Here is a 17,971-nt window from a genome sequence, read left to right on the forward strand (position 1 = left end):
CGTCTTTACTTCGTTCTCCTCGGAGCTCGTGCTGCACATGTTCTTCCCTGGTTGGCTCCCCATAATGTTTATAACGTGTAACCCCCCCCGCCCCCCCCCCCCCCCCCCCCCCCGCGCCCCCCACGGCGGTGGCCGGCCCCTTCCCAGGGCGCCGGCCACCGCCGTATCCGTATATCCGCAGGTGCTACGGGCGTCACGAGTGCCAGAGGCGTTACGGGGCCTCCTCGACCGCCGCCCAGTCGAGGGTGAAGACCGCCGGCTCCGCGAAGAGCCGGTACGCGGGGAGCACACCGGGGCCGCACGAGGCGCTGCCGACCCCCTGCCGCGCCGCGTCAACCGTCAGATGGACCGAACCGTCCGGCACCAGGTCGGTCGGATGCGCCGCCGCGTCCAGCGCCTCGCTCGACCAGGGCCGGGCGGCGAAGGAGAACGGGGCGGGCCCGCTCACCCGCACCCCGGTCCCGCCGCCCTCCGGCGCCAGCGTCACCCAGCGCACATCGGCCCGGCCGCCGTTCTCCTGCGGGAAGAGATACGGCGTCTGGAGCCCGGCCAGACCGGAGGCGTACCGGCCCACCCGGGCGGCGGCCCTGCTGTCCGGGTACGCCTCGTGCGGACCCGCGCCGAACCACCGTACGGAGGAGAGCGCGCCCGGCAGCCCGGCCCGTAGCCCCAGCCGGGGCAGCGTCAGGTCCCAGGCGCCGAGCGGCCGTACCTCCACCGTCAGCCGCAGCCCGCCCGCGCCGCTCCCGGAGCCGTCGCCCGGCGCGGCCGACCACCGGTAGACCGCCGACAGCGCGGCGTCGCCGCCCGCCGCCGCCACCCGGGTGGTCACCGTCAGCGTCCCGTCCCCGGGCTCCACGGCGAGTACCTTGTGCTCCATCCGGTCGAGACCGGCCGCCCGCCACTTCGCCGCGTCGCTGCCGCGCCATCCCCGCAGGTCGTTGTCGGTGGGCGCGCGCCACACATCGAGCCTCGGCCCCGCCACCTCCACCGCGCCGAGCCGCACCAGCCGCCCGGTGTGCGCCGCGAACACCCCGTCCCCGAGAGTGATCCGGCCGTCCGCCACCCGTACCCCGGCGGTCCGTACGGTGCCGGGCGCGGCCGGGGCCTGGGCCGGGGCCTGGGCCAGCGGCTCCTGCGCCCACGCCACCTCGTGGCCCGCCGGGGCCCACGGCTCGTCCTTCGCCAGCCGTGCGCTGACGGTCAGCCACCGCTCCCCGCCGCCCGGCGCGCCCGCCGCCGCCTCGGCCAGCTCTCGCGGCCAGCTCACCACGGCCGAACCGCCCGCCTCGACCACCGGTACCACCAGCTCGCCCTCCGCGCCCGGGACGCCCTCGTCCGCGAGGCGCCAGTGGAAGCGGAGCCGGCCGGTGTCGGCGAAGTCCAGGCCGTTGCGGACCGACACGGTGCGCGCGGCGGCGTCCACCCGGATCGCCAGCGGCTCGATGACCTTCTTGTACTCGATCAGCCCGGGGGAGGGGGTGCGGTCCGGGAAGACCAGCCCGTCCGCCACGAAGTTGCCGTCGTGGACCACCTCGCCGAAGTCCCCGCCGTACGCGAAGAACTCCCGCCCGTCCGGGGTGCGCCGCCGCACCCCGTGGTCGATCCACTCCCAGATGAACCCGCCCTGGAGCCGCGGGTGCTGCTCGAAGAGGCGCTGGTACTCGCTGAGCCCGCCGGGCCCGTTGCCCATCGCGTGGCCGTACTCGCAGAGGACGAAGGGGAGCGAACGGCGGTGCGCGTCCAGCTCCGGGTCTGTCGTCGGGTCCTCCACGCCCCGGCCGATCCGGTCGGTCTCCGCGTGGTCCGCGTACATCCGGCTGTAGACGTCCACGTACCCGCTGTCCCAGTCGCCCTCGTAGTGCACCGGGCGGCCCGGGTCGCGCTCGTGCGTCCAGTCGGCCATGGCCCGCAGATTCTCCCCGGTGCCCGACTCGTTCCCCAGCGACCACATGATGACGCTGGCGTGGTTCTTGTCCCGCTCGACCATCCGCCGCATCCGGTCGAGCAGCGCCTCGCGCCACGCCGGATCGGCGCTCGGGTTGTTCCGCCAGTCGTTGAGATGGAAGCCGTGGGTCTCCAGGTCGCACTCGTCGACGACCCACATCCCCAGCTCGTCGCAGAGGTCGAGGAAGCGGCCGTCGGGCGGATAGTGGCTGGTGCGCACCGCGTTGATGTTGTGGCGCTTCATCAGCTCGATGTCCGCGCGCATCGTCTCCGGGGTGAGGGTGCGGCCGGTGTCCGGATCCCACTCGTGCCGGTTGACCCCGCGCAGCAGCAGCGGCGTGCCGTTGACCCGCAGCAGCCCGCCGGAGACGGTCACCGTACGGAAGCCGATCCGGAGCCGGACCCGCTCGCCCGCCGTCGTCAGCTCGGCGTCGTAGAGCCGGGGCGTCTCGGCGGTCCACGGCTCGACCGGGACCCTCGCCCGCTCGCCGACCGCGATGTCCAGGCCGAGTTCGGGCACGGTGACCCGGCCGGGGGCGTCGGCCTCCACCCGCAGCGTGCCCTCGCCGGTCACCTGGTCGTACCCGGCATGGACGAAGAGGTCCCCGACCCCGTCCTCGGGGCGGTGCAGCAGCGCCACCGAGCGGAAGATCCCGGAGAGCCACCACATGTCCTGGTCCTCCAGGTAGCTCCCCGCCGACCACTGGTGGACCCGTACGGCCAGCACGTTACGGCCCGGACGGAGGGCGTCGGTCGCGTCGAACTCGGTGGGCAGCCGGCTGCCCTTGCCGTCGCCGAGCCGGACCCCGTTGAGGAAGACGGCGAACGCCGAGTCGACCCCCTCGAAGCGCACCACCGTGCGCCCGGTGCCCGGCCACTCCCCGGGGAGGGCGAACTCCCGCCGGTACTCGCCGGTCGGGTTGGCGTCCGGGACGCGCGGCGGGTCGACGGGGAAGGGGTAGACGATGTTGGTGTACGCGGGGGTGCCGAAGCGGGGCGCGTCGGCGACCCCCTGCATCTGCCAGTTCGACGGCACGGCGAGGGTCTCCCAGCCGGAGCCGGAGCCGGAGCCGTCGGGCGCCTCGGCCGTGTCGCGCGCGTCGCCCGCGTCGTCGAAGTCGGGCGCCTCGAACCCCGGGGTCAGGTCGTGCGCACCGGCCGCCAGGCGGAAGCGCCAGTCGCCGTCGAGGTCGAGGGCGGGGGCATCCGACCGGTAGCGGGCCCGGGGGGCGAGCCGCCCCTGCCCCGGATCGCGGCTTTCGACATAGTCGAGGGAGTCGTGGTCAAGTCGGTCGCTGGGCACGGAGAGTGGTCCCTTCGGGGTGGTGCGCGGTTCGACGCGGTGCGCGGTCGAGGTGATGCGCGGTCCGGACAGAAGGCGCTTTCTATGCGGCGTCGGTGATCAGTCTCAGTCCCCGCCCCGCCGCCGCGCAACCCCCCTCGGGGATGCCCGGGGATCCGGTACGGAGCGGATCCGGCACCCTGTTTCCGAAACCGGTCTCTATGACTGTCACCCTCGGGGTGTCGTGGATTGACCGGTAACCCCCCATCTGTACGGCGTACGCACTCCACCGCACCATTGACCCTCTCGACCCCGGGTGCTTAGCGTAGAGATCGGTTGCTATACCGAATCCGCAGATCCCAGCCGGAAGGCCACCTCCCTTGCCCGAGCGTCCCCTGGCGTTGTTCGCCATGAGTGCAGAGAACCTGCCGAAGCTCTTCCCGCCCGACGCCCTGGCCCGGCTCCGTACCTCGGTGGAGATCGACCCCGCCCTGGTGGCCGAGGACTTCCGGGATCCGAGGGTGGCCCCCACCCTCGCCCGCGCCGAGATCCTGATCACCGGCTGGGGCAGCCCCGCCGTCGACACCGGTGTGCTGGCCGCCGCTCCCGGGCTCCGCGCCGTGCTGCACTCGGCGGGCTCGGTGAAGAGTCTGATCACCCCCGGCTGCTGGGAGCGGGGGCTGGTCGTCTCCTCGGCCGCCGACGCCAACGCCCTGCCCGTCGCCGAGTACACCCTCGGCATGATCATGCTCGCGGGCAAGGGGCTCCTCGCCGCCCGCGAGCGGTACCGGGCGGACCGTACCTTCACCCTCGCCGAGGTCATCCCCGGCATCGGGAACTTCGGCCGCCGGATCGGCATCGTGGGCGCCTCCCGGATCGGCCGCCGGGTCATCGAACTGCTGCGCCCCTTCGACTTCCGGGTGGCGCTCGCCGACCCGTATGTCGACAGCGCCGAGGCCGCGCGGCTCGGGGTCGCCCTGCTGCCCCTGGACGAACTGCTCCGTACCAGCGACATCGTCAGCGTCCACGCGCCCGCCACCGCCGAGACCTGGCATCTCCTCGGCCGCCGCGAACTCGCCCTGATGGCGACCGGCTCCGTCCTCATCAACACCGCGCGCGGCAGCCTGGTCGACACCCCGGCGCTCGTCCAGGAGCTGCGCGCCGGCCGGCTCAGCGCGGTCCTCGACGTCACGGACCCCGAACCCCTGCCACCCGACTCCCCCCTCCTCGACCTGCCCAACGCCTTCGTCACCCCGCATATCGCCGGCTCGCAGGGGAACGAACTCCACCGCCTGGGCCTCTGTGTCATCGACGAAGTGGAGCGGCTGCTGAGCGGCGTCCCCCTCTCTCACCAGGTGCACCGCGCGGAGCTGGAGCGTGCCGCATGACCGGACGAGCGGATGTCGCGGCGGAGAACGCAACAGCGGACACGCCGGCGAACACACCGACAGGCACACCGCCGGACACACCGACACCGTACGAGCCGCTCGACCTCGTCCGCTCCAGCGGCCCCCTCACCCTGCGCCTGACCGCCTCAGCGGACGGCCCCCCACGCCTCGCCCTCTCCACCACGCCCGGCCCCGCCGCCCCCGGCCCCGCCGCCCTGCCCCTGGTCGAGATCGAGGTGGCCGGGGAGGGCCGCACCGGCACCTCCGGGAAGCGCCATGTCGACGGCTCCGTCTCCCGGCGGCTGCGCCACACCGGCCACACCACCGACGGCGGCCTGCTCACCGTACGGACCCACGACCCGGTCACCGACCTCCGCGCCGCCACGTATCTCCGGCTCGCCGACGGCGCCCCCGTCCTCACCGCCTGGACCGAAGTGACCGCGGGACACGCTCCGTTGGAGCTGGAAAGTGTCTCCTCCTTCGTGCTCTCCGGGGTCTCCGCACTGCTCGGCGCCCCCGGCCCCGGGCAGTGGGAGCGTGATGTGTCCCTCTGGACCGCCGCCAACCCGTGGAGCGCCGAACACCGCTGGAGCGGCACCCCGCTCGGCGCCGCCGGGCTGGTCGACACCGGGATGACCCGGTACGGCCAGACCGGCACCAAGAACCGGATCACCCGCACCTCCACCGGCGCGTGGCCCTCCTCCGAACACCTCCCCATGGGGTGGCTCGCGGGCCCCTCCGCCGTGCTGGCCTGGCAGACCGAACACAACGGCTCCTGGCACACCGAGATCGCCGACCGGTTCGACGAGATCTATCTGCTGCTCTCCGGACCCGCCCGCCGGGAACACACCTGGTCGCGCAGGCTCGCCCCCGGCGAGAGCTTCACCACCGTGCCGGTCACCGTGGCCCTCGCGCCCGACCGGGACACCGCGCTCGGCCATCTCACCCGCCACCGCCGCGCCACCCGGCGCCCGCACCCCGACCACGCCGCGCTCCCGGTCGTCTTCAACGACTTCATGAACTGCCTGATGGGCGACCCCACCACCGAGCGGCTGCTCCCCCTGATCCGGGCCGCCGCCACCGCCGGCTGCGAGTACTTCTGTGTCGACGCCGGGTGGTACGACGACGAACGCGCCGGCGACGGCCCCGGGGGAGTGCCGGGGTGGTGGGACACGGTGGGCGCCTGGCGGCCCGCCCCCTCCCGCTTCCCCGGTGGCCTCGCCGAGGTCACCGACGCCATCCGGGCGGCCGGGATGGTCCCCGGGCTCTGGCTGGAGCCCGAAGTCGTCGGCGCCCGCTCCCCGTTGGCGTCCTCGCTGCCCGACGAGGCGTTCTTCCGCCGCGACGGGGTGCGGCTCACCGAGTGGGGCCGGCACCACCTCGACCTGACCCACCCCGCCGCCCTCGCCCACCTCGACACCACCGTGGACCGGCTGGTCGCCGAGTTCGGCCTCGGCTATCTGAAGCTCGACCACAACATCGACATCGGAGCCGGCACCGACCACCCCGACGGCGGCCCGGGACACGGCCTGCTCGCCCACAACCGCGCCTACCTCCGCTGGCTCGACACCGTCCACGACCGCCACCCCGGGCTCGTCCTGGAGGGGTGCGCGGCCGGCGGGATGCGCACCGACCACGCCACCCTCGCCCATGTCCCCGTCCAGTCGCTCACCGACCAGCAGGACGCCCTGCTCATCCCGCCGATCGCCGCCGCAGCGCCCGCCGCCGTACCCCCGGAACAGGGCGCCGTCTGGGCCTGCCCGCACCCCGGGCAGAGCGACGAGGAGATCGTCTTCACCCTGGTCTCCGCACTGCTGGGCCGGGTCCATCTCAGCGGTCGGCTCGACCTGCTGGCCCCGGACCAACTCGCCCTGGTCACCGACGCGCTGGCCGCCTACCGCACGTACCGCCACACCCTGGCGGACGCCGTGCCCTCCTGGCCGCTCGGGCTCCCCGGCTGGCGCGACGACTGGCTCGCCCTCGCCCTCGACACGGGTACGGAGACCCTGCTCGCCGTCTGGCGCCGGGGCGGCGACCCGGTGTGCGAGCTGCCCGTACCGCCAGGCACCAGCTCCGTCTCCCCGCTCCACCCGCGCACCGTGCCCGGCGCCGCCCGCCTCGACCGGGCGCGCGGACGGCTCAGGGTCGAGCTGCCCGGGGCGCCCTCCGCCCGGCTGCTGAGACTCCGCCGTACCACCGCTCCACTATCGTGAGCGCAACGCAGGCGGCGGGCCGAGGGGACAGTACACGTGGAGAAGAACACGCCGGGTTCGACCGGTAAAGAGGCCTCGACGGTCAGGGATGTCGCCAAGCGCGCCGGTGTCTCCGCCTCGACGGTCTCCCGGGTGCTCGGCGGCACCTACCCGGTGGCCGCCGCCACCCGGAGCCGGGTGCTCCGCGCCATGCGCGAGCTGGACTATGTCGTCAACGCGCACGCGCGGGCGCTCGGCGGCTCCACCAACAAGACGGTGGCGTTCGTGGTGGACGACGTCACCGGGCCCTTCTACGCCCATGTCGCCCGGGGGGTCGAGGAACAGGCCTCCGCCGAGGGGCGGTTGTGCATGCTCTGCACCACCCACGGCGACCCGCAGCGGGTGCTCGCCGTCGTGGAGATGATGCGGGAGCAGCGCGCCGACGCGGTCATCGTGGTCGGCGGCGCCTGGGAGGACCGCGAGTACCAGGAGCGCATGGCGCACTTCGCGGGCGCCCTCGACCGGGCGGGCTCCCGGCTGGTGCTGGTCGGCCGGCCACCGCTCGGCGAGGGGGTGCCCGCCACCGTCGTCGAGTACGACAACGAGAACGGCGCCTTCGCCATGACCACCCATCTGCTCACCCTGGGACACCGCAGGATCGCCTTCCTCGGCCGGGTCCCCGGGCTCTCCACCAGCGGCCAGCGGGTCGACGGGTTCCTCCGTGCCCACGAGAGCCTGGGGTACGAGGCCGATCCGGCGCTGATCGCGGACGGGGAGTTCACCCGCTCCTTCGGCTACCGCGCCACCCGGGAACTCCTCGCCTCCGGCGCCGCGTTCGACGCCGTCTTCGCCGCCACCGACATGGTGGCCGCCGGGGTGCTCCAGGCGCTGCGCGAGGGCGGCGTACGGGTCCCGGAGGACGTCTCCGTGACGGGGTACGACGACATCCCGGTCGCCATCGACCTGCACCCCGCGCTGACCACCGTCAGCATTCCGCACGAGGAGCTGGGCCGCACCGCCGTACGGCTCGCCCTGCACCGGAACGAACTCCCCGACGCCCAGCACCAGATGCTCGGCACCCATATCGTCGTCCGCGGATCCACGGCGCGCCGCACGCCCTGAGCCCCCTCGGCACCTACCGGCCGAGCGCCCGCCGACACCCCGTCAACCGCCCACGGTTAGAAACCGATCTCTAACCGTGGGCGGAGCTCTGTCCAGCCCCGATGGAGCCCGTGAACCGGGGTAATCGGCGGGTGACGAAAGTTTTTCGTGCCCGACATCTTGCCCAACGTGGGCCCTGCGCCTAGCTTCCGTAGAGACCGATTTCTATCGCGCCGCGCAGCCACTCAGGAAGTCGGCTTCCTCCTGCCCTGCCCGAACCTCCCGAGGAGGGGCGTCATGCCTCGCACCAACGTCACTGTGACCGCCGCGACCGCCGTGGTGCTCTCCGTCGTACTCGCCGGCTGCGGGGGCGGTGGCGGCGGGGACGACGCCGCCGCCAAGGGGCCGGTCACCGTCGAGTACTGGAGCTGGGACGAGGCCAAGCTCGTCCAGCCCGTCGCGGACAAGTTCAACGCGACCCACGACGACATCAGGATCAAGGTCGTCAAGCAGGCCGACAACCCCGGCACCGCCGCCAACCTCCGCAACGTGGTGGCCTCCGGCAAGGGCGTCCCCTGCCTGGTGAAGAACTTCGGCGAGGTCCCGGGCCTGGCGGGGGAGGGGCTGCTCCAGGACGTCACCGACGAGATGAAGCCGTACGTCGGCGAGGGCGGCAAGGGCGGCAAGGGCGTCTACAACGAGGCCTCGCTGCCCTCCGCGCAGGCCGGCGGGCGCTACTACAGCGTCCCGATCGGCTACCAGCCGTCGTTCATGGTCGTCAACCGGAAGGTCTACGACACCTACGGCGTCGCCGTGCCGAAGACCTGGGACGAGGTGATCACCGCCGGCAAGGAGCTGAAGAAGCACGGCGTGTATGTGATGAACCTGGCCGGGGAGGACCCGTCCACCCTGGTCAACCTCGTCCAGCAGGCGGGCGGGAGCTGGTACCGGGCCGACGGGGACACCTGGAAGGTCGACTTCCTCTCGCCCGAGTCCCTCAAGGCGGGCGAGGTCGTCCAGCAGTTGGTCGACAACGGCCTGGTCGCCAACCAGACCTATATGGACCGCCCCGCGCTGATCAACTACTTCGACTCGGGGAAGATGGTCTCCCTGCCCACCCAGGCCTGGCAGCTCGGCAATTACGAACTGAACTACAAGAAGTCACTGGGCGACTGGGAACCCGTCGACCTCCCGCAGTTCCCGGACGCCGCCGAGTTCACCGCCCCCGCCCACGGCACCGCCCTGCTCGTCCCCAAGGGGTGCGCACACCCGAAGGAGGCGGTGGAGGCCGGCGTGTGGATGGCCACCACCAAGGAGGGCATCGACGCCGGCTACCAGAGCGACACCAAGCAGTACGTCTGGCCCGGCGCCGTCCAGGACCCCTCCCCGTGGGTCGACTCCGTCGTCCCCGAGAAGCTCTTCGGCCCCCGCAAGTCCGAGGCCCGCCCCGTCATCCTGAAGGCCGTCAAGGGCGCCAAGGACACCTGGACCGTCGGCCCCAACTACAGCGGGGTCTTCAGCGAACTCCAGGACCAGTGGGCGAAGATCGTCACCAAGAAGATCACCGTCCGCCAGGCCCTCACCCATCTGCAGAAGTTCACCGTCGACGACCTGAAGTCGAAGAACATCAACGTCGAGGGGTGACCCATGGCTGTCGAGACACCCGCCCCGCCAGGAGCCGCCACACCGGCCTCGCCGCACCCACCGGCACCGCGCGCCGCCCGCCTCACCTGGCGGCGCGCCATGGCCCTCAAGGGCGCCTCCTTCAGCTTCCCCTTCTTCCTCGGGTTCCTGCTCTTCACCGTGGTCCCCGTGGTGATCGCCCTCAAGGAGAGCCTCTACACCGAGCAGGGGTCGGGGCTCGGCTTCGGCCCCAAGACCATCGAGTTCTCCGGCGCCGACAACTTCCTGCGCGGCCTGGCGGACGCCAAGTTCTGGGGCGCCATGGGGCGGGTGGCGCTCTTCGCCGCCATCAGCATCCCGCTGATCCAGCTCACCAGCCTCGGGCTCGCCCTCCTCCTCGACGCCGCCGCCACCCGGGTCGCGGGACGCTTCCGGGTCCTGCTCCTCATCCCGTACATGATCCCGGGCATCGTCGCCACCCTGATCTGGGTCTACCTCTACAGCCCGGTCGTCGGCCCGCTCACCCCGTTCTTCGCCCTGCTCGGCATCGACGCGGACTTCTACAGCGGATCGATGATCTGGGTCTCCATCGGCAACCTCATCGCCTGGAGCGCGATCGGCTTCAACATGCTGATCCTCTACGCCTCCCTCCAGTCCGTACCGCGCGAACTCTTCGACAGCGCCCGGGTCGACGGAGCCTCCGAATGGCGCACGGCCTGGTCCATCAAAGTGCCGCTGGTCCGCCGCTCCCTGGTGCTGACCACCGTCCTGAGCATCATCGGCACCCTCCAGATCTTCAGCGACCCGATGCTCTTCCGCTCCATGACCCCCGAGACCGTGACCCGGGACTTCACCCCGATCATGGCGATCTACGACTGGGCCTTCGCCCAGGGCGACTTCAACTACGCGGCGGCGCTCTCCCTCCTCCTCGCGCTGGTCGTCGGCGCCGCCTCCGCGGTCTTCTACCGGCTCACGAACAAGGCGCCCACCTCATGACCACCACAGCTCAGCGGCCCCCGGCGGGGCCGGCGGACCCGGAGACCCCCGGCCCCACGGGACCGGTGCGGCCACGCGGGCGCGGCGGAGTCGTCCGGCACACCGCCAGGACCAAGGCGCTCGTCCTCACCGGGCTCGCGCTCTTCACCCTCTACTCGCTCGCCCCGGTGTGGTGGCTGCTCGTCGCCGCCACCAAGAGCCAGCGCGACCTCTACACCACCAACGGACTCTGGTTCTCGGAGTTCCACCTCTGGGAGAACGTCCGCACCCTCTTCACCTACCAGGACGGCATCTTCCTCAGGTGGATGGGGAACACCCTCTTCTACGGCTTCGCGGGCACCACCGGCATGACCGTCATCTGCGTCGCCTGCGGCTACGGCCTCGCCCTCTACGAGTTCCGGGGCCGCTCCGTGCTGATGGGGTGCATCATCGGCTCCTTCCTCGTCCCCGGCGCCCTGCTGACCATCCCGTCCTTCCTGCTCTACACGGACCTGCGGATGATCGACACCCCGTGGGCCATCATCGTGCCCGGCTTCTTCAACGCCTTCTCCGTCTATCTCGCCAAGGTGTACGCGGAGGGCGCGGTCCCGCCCGAACTCCTGGAGGCGGCCCGGCTCGACGGCGCCGGCGAGTACCGGATCTTCTTCCGGATCGGCGCCCGGCTGATGTCCACCGGGGCCGCCACCATCTTCCTGCTCGGCTTCGTGGGCTCCTGGAACAGCTTCTTCGGCCCCCTTGTCTTCCTGCGCAGCAGCGAGAAGTGGACCGTCATGCTGGGCCTCTACTCCTGGCTGAAGGTGAAGGTCGACAGCTCCGTGGACCTCACCGGGCTCGTCGTGGTCGGCTCCATCGTCTCGCTGGTCCCCATGGTCGTCCTGATGATCTCGATGCAGCGCTACTGGCGCTCCGGCGTCACCCTCGGCAGCCTCAAGTGACCCGGCCGGGCCCCGGCGGACCGTGCCCCGGTCCGCCGGGCGGGGGCCCGCTTTCCCCGGCTGGTACCTGTTAGGTACCGTAGGCCCATGCCGTCACTCAACATCAGCTTCACCGACGACGAACTCGAAGCCGTCCGGGCCGCCGCGGCGGCCGAGGGCAAGTCGCTCAAGCAGTACGTCCACGACCTGCCGCTGCGCGAGCAGCAGCGGCTCCAGTTCCTCCGCTACGCCGTCACCTGGGGCGAGCAGCACCGGGGCGAGTTCGACGAGGCGTTCGCCGGCGAGGTGCCGCCCGCGCCCGGCCGGCGCCCGGCGGAAGCGGCCTGATGCCGGTCCTCTACGTCGACGTCGCCTGGCTCCTGGACGTCCAGGAACAGGCCGTCCCCGAGGACGTGTCGGTGGCGGACTACTCGGCGCTGGTCGCCGCCGTCGCCCGGCACAAGACGCGCATCCCGCGCCCCGCCACCAGCGAACCCGACGTCTCCTGGCGCGCCGCTTCGCTCATCCACACCCTGATCAGGCTGGAGCCGCTGCCGTACCGCAACAGCCTCTTCGCCTGCCAGGTGGCCGCCGCGTACATGCACGCCTCGGGGGAGGGCATCGACCCGCCGTACGGGGCGCTCGTCGACCTGGTCCGCGCCATCCAGTCCGGCAAGACCGACGTCTACCAGGCAGCGGACCGGATCCGCGGCTGGCGGATCTGACGCCTCCGGAGAACGCCGCAGGACCCCGCGAGCCCGGCAGGATCCAAACAACAGGCCCGAGGGGCGCGGCGGCGGACCCGTGACGGTCCACCGGCCGCGCGGGCAGCGGACGGCCATCCCGCCCCCCGATCCGGGACGGCCCGAAGCGCTGCCGGGAACGAGTACACCGCGCCCGCACGCCCGGGCGAAAGCGAGTTTCGGCTCCCGGCACACGGCCGGGCCCGGCTCCGAGGGAGCCGGGCCCGTGCGCGGGCGGTGCGGTCACTTCACTTTCTTGACGAACTCCGAGGTGTAGGTCTTCTCCAGGTCGACATCGGCGTTCTTCAGATTCGGGTTGAACGCCTTCAGCACCCGCTCGACCGTCTCGGGCCCGCCGGCCGGCATCACCCCGTCCGTCGTGAACATCGGCAGCGTGCTCTTGATCGACTCCGCGTAGAGCTCCTTGCCGCCCTGCGCGTAGTCCGCGGGCATCTTCGCCGCGATCTCCTCGGGGGTGTGGGAGTCCATCCAGCGCAGCGTCTTCACAAAGGCGTTGGCCAGCTTCTGCACCGTCTCCTTGTGCCCGTTCACCCACTCGGTGTTCATGTACAGGCTGGAGGAGGGGTACGGTCCGCCGAGCGCCTGCTGGGAGCCCTCGGGGGTCCGCATGTCGATGAGGACCTTGCCGATCTTCTTGTCGAGGATCTGCGCCACCGTCGGGTCGGTCGTCATCCCGCCCTCGATGGAGCCCTGCTCCAGCGCCGAGATGAAGGTCTGCCCGGCACCGACCGCCACCGTCGAGAACTCCTTGGTGGAGACGCCCGCGTTGACGCCGAGGTACTTCGTCAGGAAGTCCGTGGACGAGCCCAGCCCGGTCACCCCGAGCTTCTTGCCCTTGAAGTTCTTGGGCGAGGTCAGCTCGGCCGCCGCCTTGTTGGAGACGACCTCCACCTCACCGGGGGCGTGCGAGAACTGGACCACCGACTCCACCTGCTTGCCCTTGACCTGGAGGTCGAGCGTGTGGTCGTAGAACCCCACCACGCCCTGGACATCGCCGGAGACCAGCGACGTGGTGGCCTGCACCCCCGCGGGCTCGGTGAGGAGCTGGACGTCGAGACCCTCCTCCTTGAAGTACCCGAGCTTCTGGGTGAGCATCGCGGGCAGATAGATGACCTTGTCCAGGCCGCCCACCATGATCTTCACCTGGCCGCCGGAGGCCCCGGAGCCGGAGTCGCCGCCACAGCCGGTGAGGGTGGCCAGGGCGAGCACCCCGGAGAGGACCGCCGCCGGAATTCTGAACTTGCTGCGCATGGTCGTCACGTCCTTGTGAGAAGAAGCGGGGGGTGGCTCGGAGGGAGGAAAGGAGAGGGCGGAGCCCGGGGTCAGCGCTCGGTGCCCGCCTCGGCGGGCTTCCACCGGAAGAGGCGTTTCTCCAGGAAGGTCAGGAATGCCTCGGCGAGCAGCGCCACGACCGCCAGGATGACCATCGCCGCGTACACACCGGCCGCGTTGAAGGTGCCCTGCGAGGCCGAGACCAGCAGCCCGATGCCCTTGGTCGCGCCGATGTACTCACCGACGATGGCGCCGATCAGCGCGAAGCCGAAGCTCACATGGAGGCTGGTGAAGATCCACGAGGTGGCCGAGGGGATCACGACCTGGAGGGTGACCTGACGGTTGCTGGCGCCGAGGATCCGCGCGTTGGAGACCAGGTTCCGGTCCACCTCGCGGGCGCCCTGGAAGGCGTTGAAGAAGACCGGGAAGAAGACCAGGACCACCGCCGAGGCGACCTTCGAGGCCGGGCCGAGGCCGAACCAGATGAGGAAGATCGGCGCGAGCACGATCCGCGGCAGCGCGTTGAGCACCTTGATGTACGGGCCGAGCACATCCGCCAGGAAGCGGACCCGGCCGAGCGCGATGCCCAGCACGACACCGCCGATGACACCGATCACCCAGCCGAGCAGGGCCTCGTACAGCGTGTACCAGATCTGCTCCCACAGGGGGCCCTGCGGAGTGCCGTTGACCGCCCACTGGACGATCTGGTCCCAGATCTTGGACGGCATGGAGAAGTTGAACGGGTCGATCACGGCCGACCTGGCCAGCCACTCCCACATCCCGAGCAGCGCGAAGAGCAGCAGGACCCGGGTCCCGTACACCACGTACTGACGGTTGCGGGCGGCCCGCGCGCGGGCGAGGCTGCGGTCGCCGCCCTGGCCCGCGCCCTCGGCGCTCTTCACGGCCGGCACCTCGGCGGTCACGGTCTCAGGCGGCATGGTTGGCACCCCTCTCGCGGGTGATGCGGACCTCTTCGCCGAGCGACGACCAGATCTCGCGGTAGATCTCGATGAACCGGGGCTCCAGCCGGACGGACTCCACCTTGCGGGGGCGCGGCAGGTCGATCGTGAAGACCTCCTTGACGGTCGCGGGACCGGCCGTCATCACCACCACCTTGTCGGCGAGCGCGATGGACTCCTCCAGGTCGTGGGTGACGAAGACGACGGAGGCGCCCGTACCGGCCCACAGGTCCAGCAGCTCGTCGGACATGAGCGCGCGGGTCTGCACGTCCAGCGCGGAGAACGGCTCGTCCATGAGGAGCAGCTCGGGGTCGTTGACGAAGGTCGCCGCGAGCGCCACGCGCTTGCGCTGGCCCCCCGAGAGCTGGTGCGGGTAGCGGTCCTCGAAGGCGGCCAGGCCCACCCGGGCCAGCCACTCGCGGGCCCGCTCCTTCGCCTCGGCCTTGGGCACGCCCCGGAAGCGGGGTCCCGCCATCACATTGGACAGCACCGTGCGCCAGGGGAACACCGCGTCCTGCTGGAAGACGAATCCGATCTTGTCGCCGATGCCGTCGACCGGCTCCCCGGCCACCAGGACCTCGCCCTCGGTGGGCTCCTCCAAACCGCTGACCAGGGTCAGCGTGGTCGACTTACCGCATCCGGTGGGTCCGACGACGGCGACGAACTCACCGCGCTCGACCGTCAGATCCAGATCGCGGACGGCGGTGTGCAGCGCTCCGGACGGTGTCCGGAACGCCTTGCTCGCTCCCCGCAGCTCGATGGCTGGGCTCGTGTGACTGCTCATGAGCCGGGAGGCTAGGAGTGACGCGAGCCACAGCGGGAGTCTTGTGGGCGCAACCCGTCGTTGTGCGCGCAAACCGCGTTCTGCCTGTTTTGCTCACCGTGGCACGACAAAAGAGCCGCACAGGGCTGGGCAGCGGACCCTCGGCGGCTTACGTTGCGTTCACAACGGTGTTAAACGGAGATGTCAGTTCCCCTGGACCGGCCGCCCCGCACAGCACGAACGACCAGAGAGCGCGGCCGGCGGGCCCGGCACGGAGGAGGAGCTATGCGGGTGCACTGGCCCCGCCGCGTCTTCGCCCAGGTACTCGCGGCGCAAATCGTCCTCACCACTGGGGTGATGGCCCTGGCCACCGGCCTGTTCCTGGCCCCCCTCGGCCATGAACTGGACTCCGAGGCCACCCACCGCGCCCTCGCCATCGCCCAGACCACCGCCGCCGACCCGGACATCGCCCGCGAGGTGCTCACCACCGAACCCACCGCGGACGGCCCGGTGCAGGCCGAGGCCGAGCGGATCCGGCGCTCCACCGAGGCGCTGTACGTGGTGGTGATGGACATCCGGGGCGTGCGCTGGTCGCACACGAACACCGCCGAGATCGGCCACCATGTCTCCACCGACCCCAGCGCAGCCCTCGGCGGCCGGGAGATCCGGCAGATCGACGACGGCACCCTGGGCCGCTCGGCCCGCGCCAAGGTGCCGCTCCTCGACCGCTCGGGCCGGATCGTCGGCGCGGTCTCCGTCGGCATCGCCTACGCCAGCGTGCGCGAGCGGCTCCTCGACGCGGTGCCCGCCCTGCTGCTCTGCGCGGGCGCGGCCCTCGCCGTCGGCGCGCTCGCCGCGTACGGCGTCTCCCGCCGACTCCGCCGCCGCACCCACGGGGTCGCCTTCGCCGACATCTCCGCCCTGCTGGACGAGCGGGAGGCGATGCTCCACGGGGTACGGGAAGGGGTCGTCGCCTGCGACCGGCAGGGCCGGATCCGGCTCGCCAACGACGAGGCGGCCCGGCTCCTCGGGCTCGGCCCGGACGCCACCGGACGCCCCCTCGACGAGGTGCTGCCGCCGGGCCGCACCACCGATGTCCTGGCGGGCCGGGTGACCGGGACCGACCTGCTCACCGTCAGTGGCAGCCGGGTCCTGGTCGCCAACCGGATGCCGACCAAGGACGGCGGCGCCGTCGTCACCCTCCGCGACCGCACCGAACTGGAGCAGCTCGGCCGGGAACTTGACTCCACCCAGGGGCTCCTGGACGCGCTCCGCGCCCAGGACCACGAACACGCCAACCGGCTCCACACCGTCCTCGGCTTCCTCCAGCTCGGCCGGCACGAGAAGGCCGCCGCGTTCGTCGCCGAGATCGCCGACACCCGCCGCGCCTCCTCCGAGCAGATCGCGGAGCGCGTCCACGACCCGCTGCTCTCGGCGCTCCTCGTCGGCAAGGCCGCCGTCGCCGCCGAACGCGGGGTCGCCCTGCGGGTCTCCGGCGCCACCCTGCTCCACGACCGGGTCGTCGACCCCCGCGACCTGGTGACCGTGCTCGGCAACCTCATCGACAACGCGCTCGACGCCGTCGCGGGACACCGCGACGGGGCGGGACCCGACGACAGCCGCCGGGGCGCGCCCCGTACCGAACCCTTCGTCGAGGTCGAGCTGCGCGCCGAACACGCCACCGCCGTGCTCCGGGTCTCCGACACCGGACCCGGGGTGCCGCCCGAGCTGCGCGACCGGATCTTCGCCGAGGGCTGGTCCACCAAACACCCGGCACCGCCTCCGGCGCCCCCGGAGGACGCGCCGCCGTCCTGGGAGACCCGGGAGGCCGGCCCCGTCTCGTACCACCGGGGCCGGGGGCTCGGTCTGGCGCTGGTGCGCCGGCTCGCCGAGCGGTACGGCGGGATGGCCCGGGTCACCGCGCGCGCGGGCGGGGGAGCGGTCTTCACCGTCGTCCTGCCCGAAGCCCTCGTCTGGGACCCCCTCCCGGGGGACGACACCGCCGGGGACGGATTCCCCGAGCGTCAGCTCATGGCCGCAGGGGAGTACCCGTGATCGATGTCCTCGTGGTGGACGACGACTTCCGCGTCGCCGAGATCAACGCCGCGTATGTGGCCCAGGTGCCCGGCTTCCGGGTCAAGGCCCGTGCCCACACCGCCGCCCAGGCGCTCGCCACCCTGGAGCGCGACCAAATCGACCTGGTGCTGCTCGACCACTATCTGCCGGACGAGACCGGGCTGACCCTCGTGCGCCGGATGCGCCAGCTCGGCCACCACGCCGACGTGATCATGGTGACCGCCGCGCGCGATGTCGCCACGGTCCGGGCCGCCATGCGGTACGGCGCGCTCCAGTACGTCGTCAAACCGTTCAGCTTCTCCGGGCTCAGCGCCAAGCTCGACGGATACGCCGCGCTCCGCCGCACCCTGGACGGGGTCGGCGGCCGGGGCGAGGCGGGCCAGGAGCAGGTGGACCGGATCTTCTCGGCCTTCAAGACGGCCGACGCCCCCCGCTCGGAGCTGCCCAAGGGGCACTCGGCGGCGACGGTCGGCCTGATCCGGCGGGTGCTCGGCGAGGCCGGACAGCCGCTCTCCGCGCACGAGGTCGCCGAGCGGACCGGGGTCAGCCGCTCGACGGCCCAGCGCTATCTGAAGTACCTGGAGCGCACCGGCCATATCAGCCTGAGTCTGAAGTACGGCGACACCGGCCGCCCGGAGCACCGCTACACCTGGGTGCCCGCGTCCTGACGACCGTGTGCGTCCCGACGGCCGTG

The 17,971-nt window shown here is 71.9% G+C and carries 13 protein-coding genes and 1 pseudogene; 10 read left to right on the top strand and 4 right to left on the bottom strand.

Features of this window, described 5'->3' with window-relative positions; all coding sequences use genetic code 11:
• Positions 1-211: 211 nt before the first annotated feature.
• Positions 212-3,336 (bottom strand): annotated as a pseudogene (locus tag AB0O07_RS33370) (glycoside hydrolase family 2 TIM barrel-domain containing protein).
• A 273-nt stretch (positions 3,337-3,609) separates the two neighbouring features.
• Here AB0O07_RS33370 and AB0O07_RS33375 point away from each other — a divergent pair.
• The 8 genes from AB0O07_RS33375 to AB0O07_RS33410 all read left to right on the top strand — a co-directional run bounded on the left by AB0O07_RS33375 (position 3,610) and on the right by AB0O07_RS33410 (position 12,168).
• Positions 3,610-4,617: a hydroxyacid dehydrogenase gene (locus tag AB0O07_RS33375; protein WP_365640546.1), complete on the top strand. Its 1,008-nt coding sequence runs from the start codon at positions 3,610-3,612 to the stop codon at positions 4,615-4,617.
• Positions 4,614-6,830 carry a glycoside hydrolase family 36 protein gene (locus AB0O07_RS33380; protein WP_365640548.1) on the top strand — a complete coding sequence of 739 codons (2,217 nt, stop codon included), beginning with the start codon at positions 4,614-4,616 and terminating at the stop codon, positions 6,828-6,830. Before AB0O07_RS33375 ends, AB0O07_RS33380 begins: the two co-directional genes overlap by 4 nt.
• Positions 6,831-6,866: 36 nt before the next feature.
• Positions 6,867-7,931, top strand: a complete 1,065-nt coding sequence (locus AB0O07_RS33385) for a LacI family DNA-binding transcriptional regulator (protein WP_365640550.1) — start codon at positions 6,867-6,869, stop codon at positions 7,929-7,931.
• 276 nt (positions 7,932-8,207) lie between these two features.
• Positions 8,208-9,554 (top strand): extracellular solute-binding protein, encoded by a 1,347-nt coding sequence (locus AB0O07_RS33390; protein ID WP_365640551.1) that lies wholly within the window; start codon positions 8,208-8,210, stop codon positions 9,552-9,554.
• 3 nt (positions 9,555-9,557) lie between these two features.
• Positions 9,558-10,529: a sugar ABC transporter permease gene (locus tag AB0O07_RS33395; RefSeq protein ID WP_365640552.1), complete on the top strand. Its 972-nt coding sequence runs from the start codon at positions 9,558-9,560 to the stop codon at positions 10,527-10,529.
• A complete protein-coding gene (locus AB0O07_RS33400) occupies positions 10,526-11,464 on the top strand; it encodes a carbohydrate ABC transporter permease (RefSeq protein ID WP_365640555.1) in 939 nt (312 codons plus the stop codon). Before AB0O07_RS33395 ends, AB0O07_RS33400 begins: the two co-directional genes overlap by 4 nt.
• 87 nt (positions 11,465-11,551) lie before the next feature.
• The gene (locus AB0O07_RS33405; protein WP_365640557.1) at positions 11,552-11,791 is read left to right on the top strand and encodes a hypothetical protein; all 240 of its coding nucleotides are present in this window, start codon (positions 11,552-11,554) and stop codon (positions 11,789-11,791) included.
• On the top strand, positions 11,791-12,168 hold the full coding sequence (locus AB0O07_RS33410) for a toxin Doc (protein WP_365640559.1): 378 nt from the start codon (positions 11,791-11,793) through the stop codon (positions 12,166-12,168). The genes AB0O07_RS33405 and AB0O07_RS33410 overlap by 1 nt, the downstream gene beginning before the upstream one ends.
• Positions 12,169-12,429: 261 nt before the next feature.
• Here AB0O07_RS33410 and AB0O07_RS33415 read toward each other — a convergent pair whose 3' ends face one another.
• The 3 genes from AB0O07_RS33415 to AB0O07_RS33425 all read right to left on the bottom strand — a co-directional run bounded on the left by AB0O07_RS33415 (position 12,430) and on the right by AB0O07_RS33425 (position 15,222).
• Positions 12,430-13,458 (bottom strand): ABC transporter substrate-binding protein, encoded by a 1,029-nt coding sequence (locus AB0O07_RS33415; protein WP_365640560.1) that lies wholly within the window; start codon positions 13,456-13,458, stop codon positions 12,430-12,432.
• A 71-nt stretch (positions 13,459-13,529) separates the two neighbouring features.
• On the bottom strand, positions 13,530-14,417 hold the full coding sequence (locus AB0O07_RS33420; protein ID WP_365640562.1) for an ABC transporter permease: 888 nt from the start codon (positions 14,415-14,417) through the stop codon (positions 13,530-13,532).
• On the bottom strand, positions 14,407-15,222 hold the full coding sequence (locus AB0O07_RS33425) for an ABC transporter ATP-binding protein (RefSeq protein WP_365640564.1): 816 nt from the start codon (positions 15,220-15,222) through the stop codon (positions 14,407-14,409). Before AB0O07_RS33425 ends, AB0O07_RS33420 begins: the two co-directional genes overlap by 11 nt.
• A 264-nt stretch (positions 15,223-15,486) precedes the next feature.
• Here AB0O07_RS33425 and AB0O07_RS33430 point away from each other — a divergent pair, with 264 nt between their 5' ends.
• Together AB0O07_RS33430 and AB0O07_RS33435 are read left to right on the top strand one after the other, a co-directional pair.
• A complete protein-coding gene (locus AB0O07_RS33430) occupies positions 15,487-17,256 on the top strand; it encodes a sensor histidine kinase (protein WP_365640566.1) in 1,770 nt (589 codons plus the stop codon).
• Positions 17,253-17,945, top strand: a complete 693-nt coding sequence (locus tag AB0O07_RS33435; protein WP_365640568.1) for a response regulator — start codon at positions 17,253-17,255, stop codon at positions 17,943-17,945. Before AB0O07_RS33430 ends, AB0O07_RS33435 begins: the two co-directional genes overlap by 4 nt.
• The last annotated feature ends 26 nt before the right edge of the window (positions 17,946-17,971 follow it).

Source organism: Streptomyces sp. NPDC093085, assembly GCF_040683935.1.
Lineage (GTDB): Bacteria > Actinomycetota > Actinomycetes > Streptomycetales > Streptomycetaceae > Streptomyces.

Coding starts and splice junctions, on each gene's coding strand:
- AB0O07_RS33405 (WP_365640557.1), top strand. CDS start 11,552: ATGCCGTCACTCAACATCAGCTTCACCGACGACGAACTCGAAGCCGTC.
- AB0O07_RS33380 (WP_365640548.1), top strand. CDS start 4,614: ATGACCGGACGAGCGGATGTCGCGGCGGAGAACGCAACAGCGGACACG.
- AB0O07_RS33430 (WP_365640566.1), top strand. CDS start 15,487: ATGCGGGTGCACTGGCCCCGCCGCGTCTTCGCCCAGGTACTCGCGGCG.
- AB0O07_RS33400 (WP_365640555.1), top strand. CDS start 10,526: ATGACCACCACAGCTCAGCGGCCCCCGGCGGGGCCGGCGGACCCGGAG.
- AB0O07_RS33390 (WP_365640551.1), top strand. CDS start 8,208: ATGCCTCGCACCAACGTCACTGTGACCGCCGCGACCGCCGTGGTGCTC.
- AB0O07_RS33420 (WP_365640562.1), bottom strand. CDS start 14,417: ATGCCGCCTGAGACCGTGACCGCCGAGGTGCCGGCCGTGAAGAGCGCC.
- AB0O07_RS33395 (WP_365640552.1), top strand. CDS start 9,558: ATGGCTGTCGAGACACCCGCCCCGCCAGGAGCCGCCACACCGGCCTCG.
- AB0O07_RS33425 (WP_365640564.1), bottom strand. CDS start 15,222: ATGAGCAGTCACACGAGCCCAGCCATCGAGCTGCGGGGAGCGAGCAAG.
- AB0O07_RS33415 (WP_365640560.1), bottom strand. CDS start 13,458: ATGCGCAGCAAGTTCAGAATTCCGGCGGCGGTCCTCTCCGGGGTGCTC.
- AB0O07_RS33410 (WP_365640559.1), top strand. CDS start 11,791: ATGCCGGTCCTCTACGTCGACGTCGCCTGGCTCCTGGACGTCCAGGAA.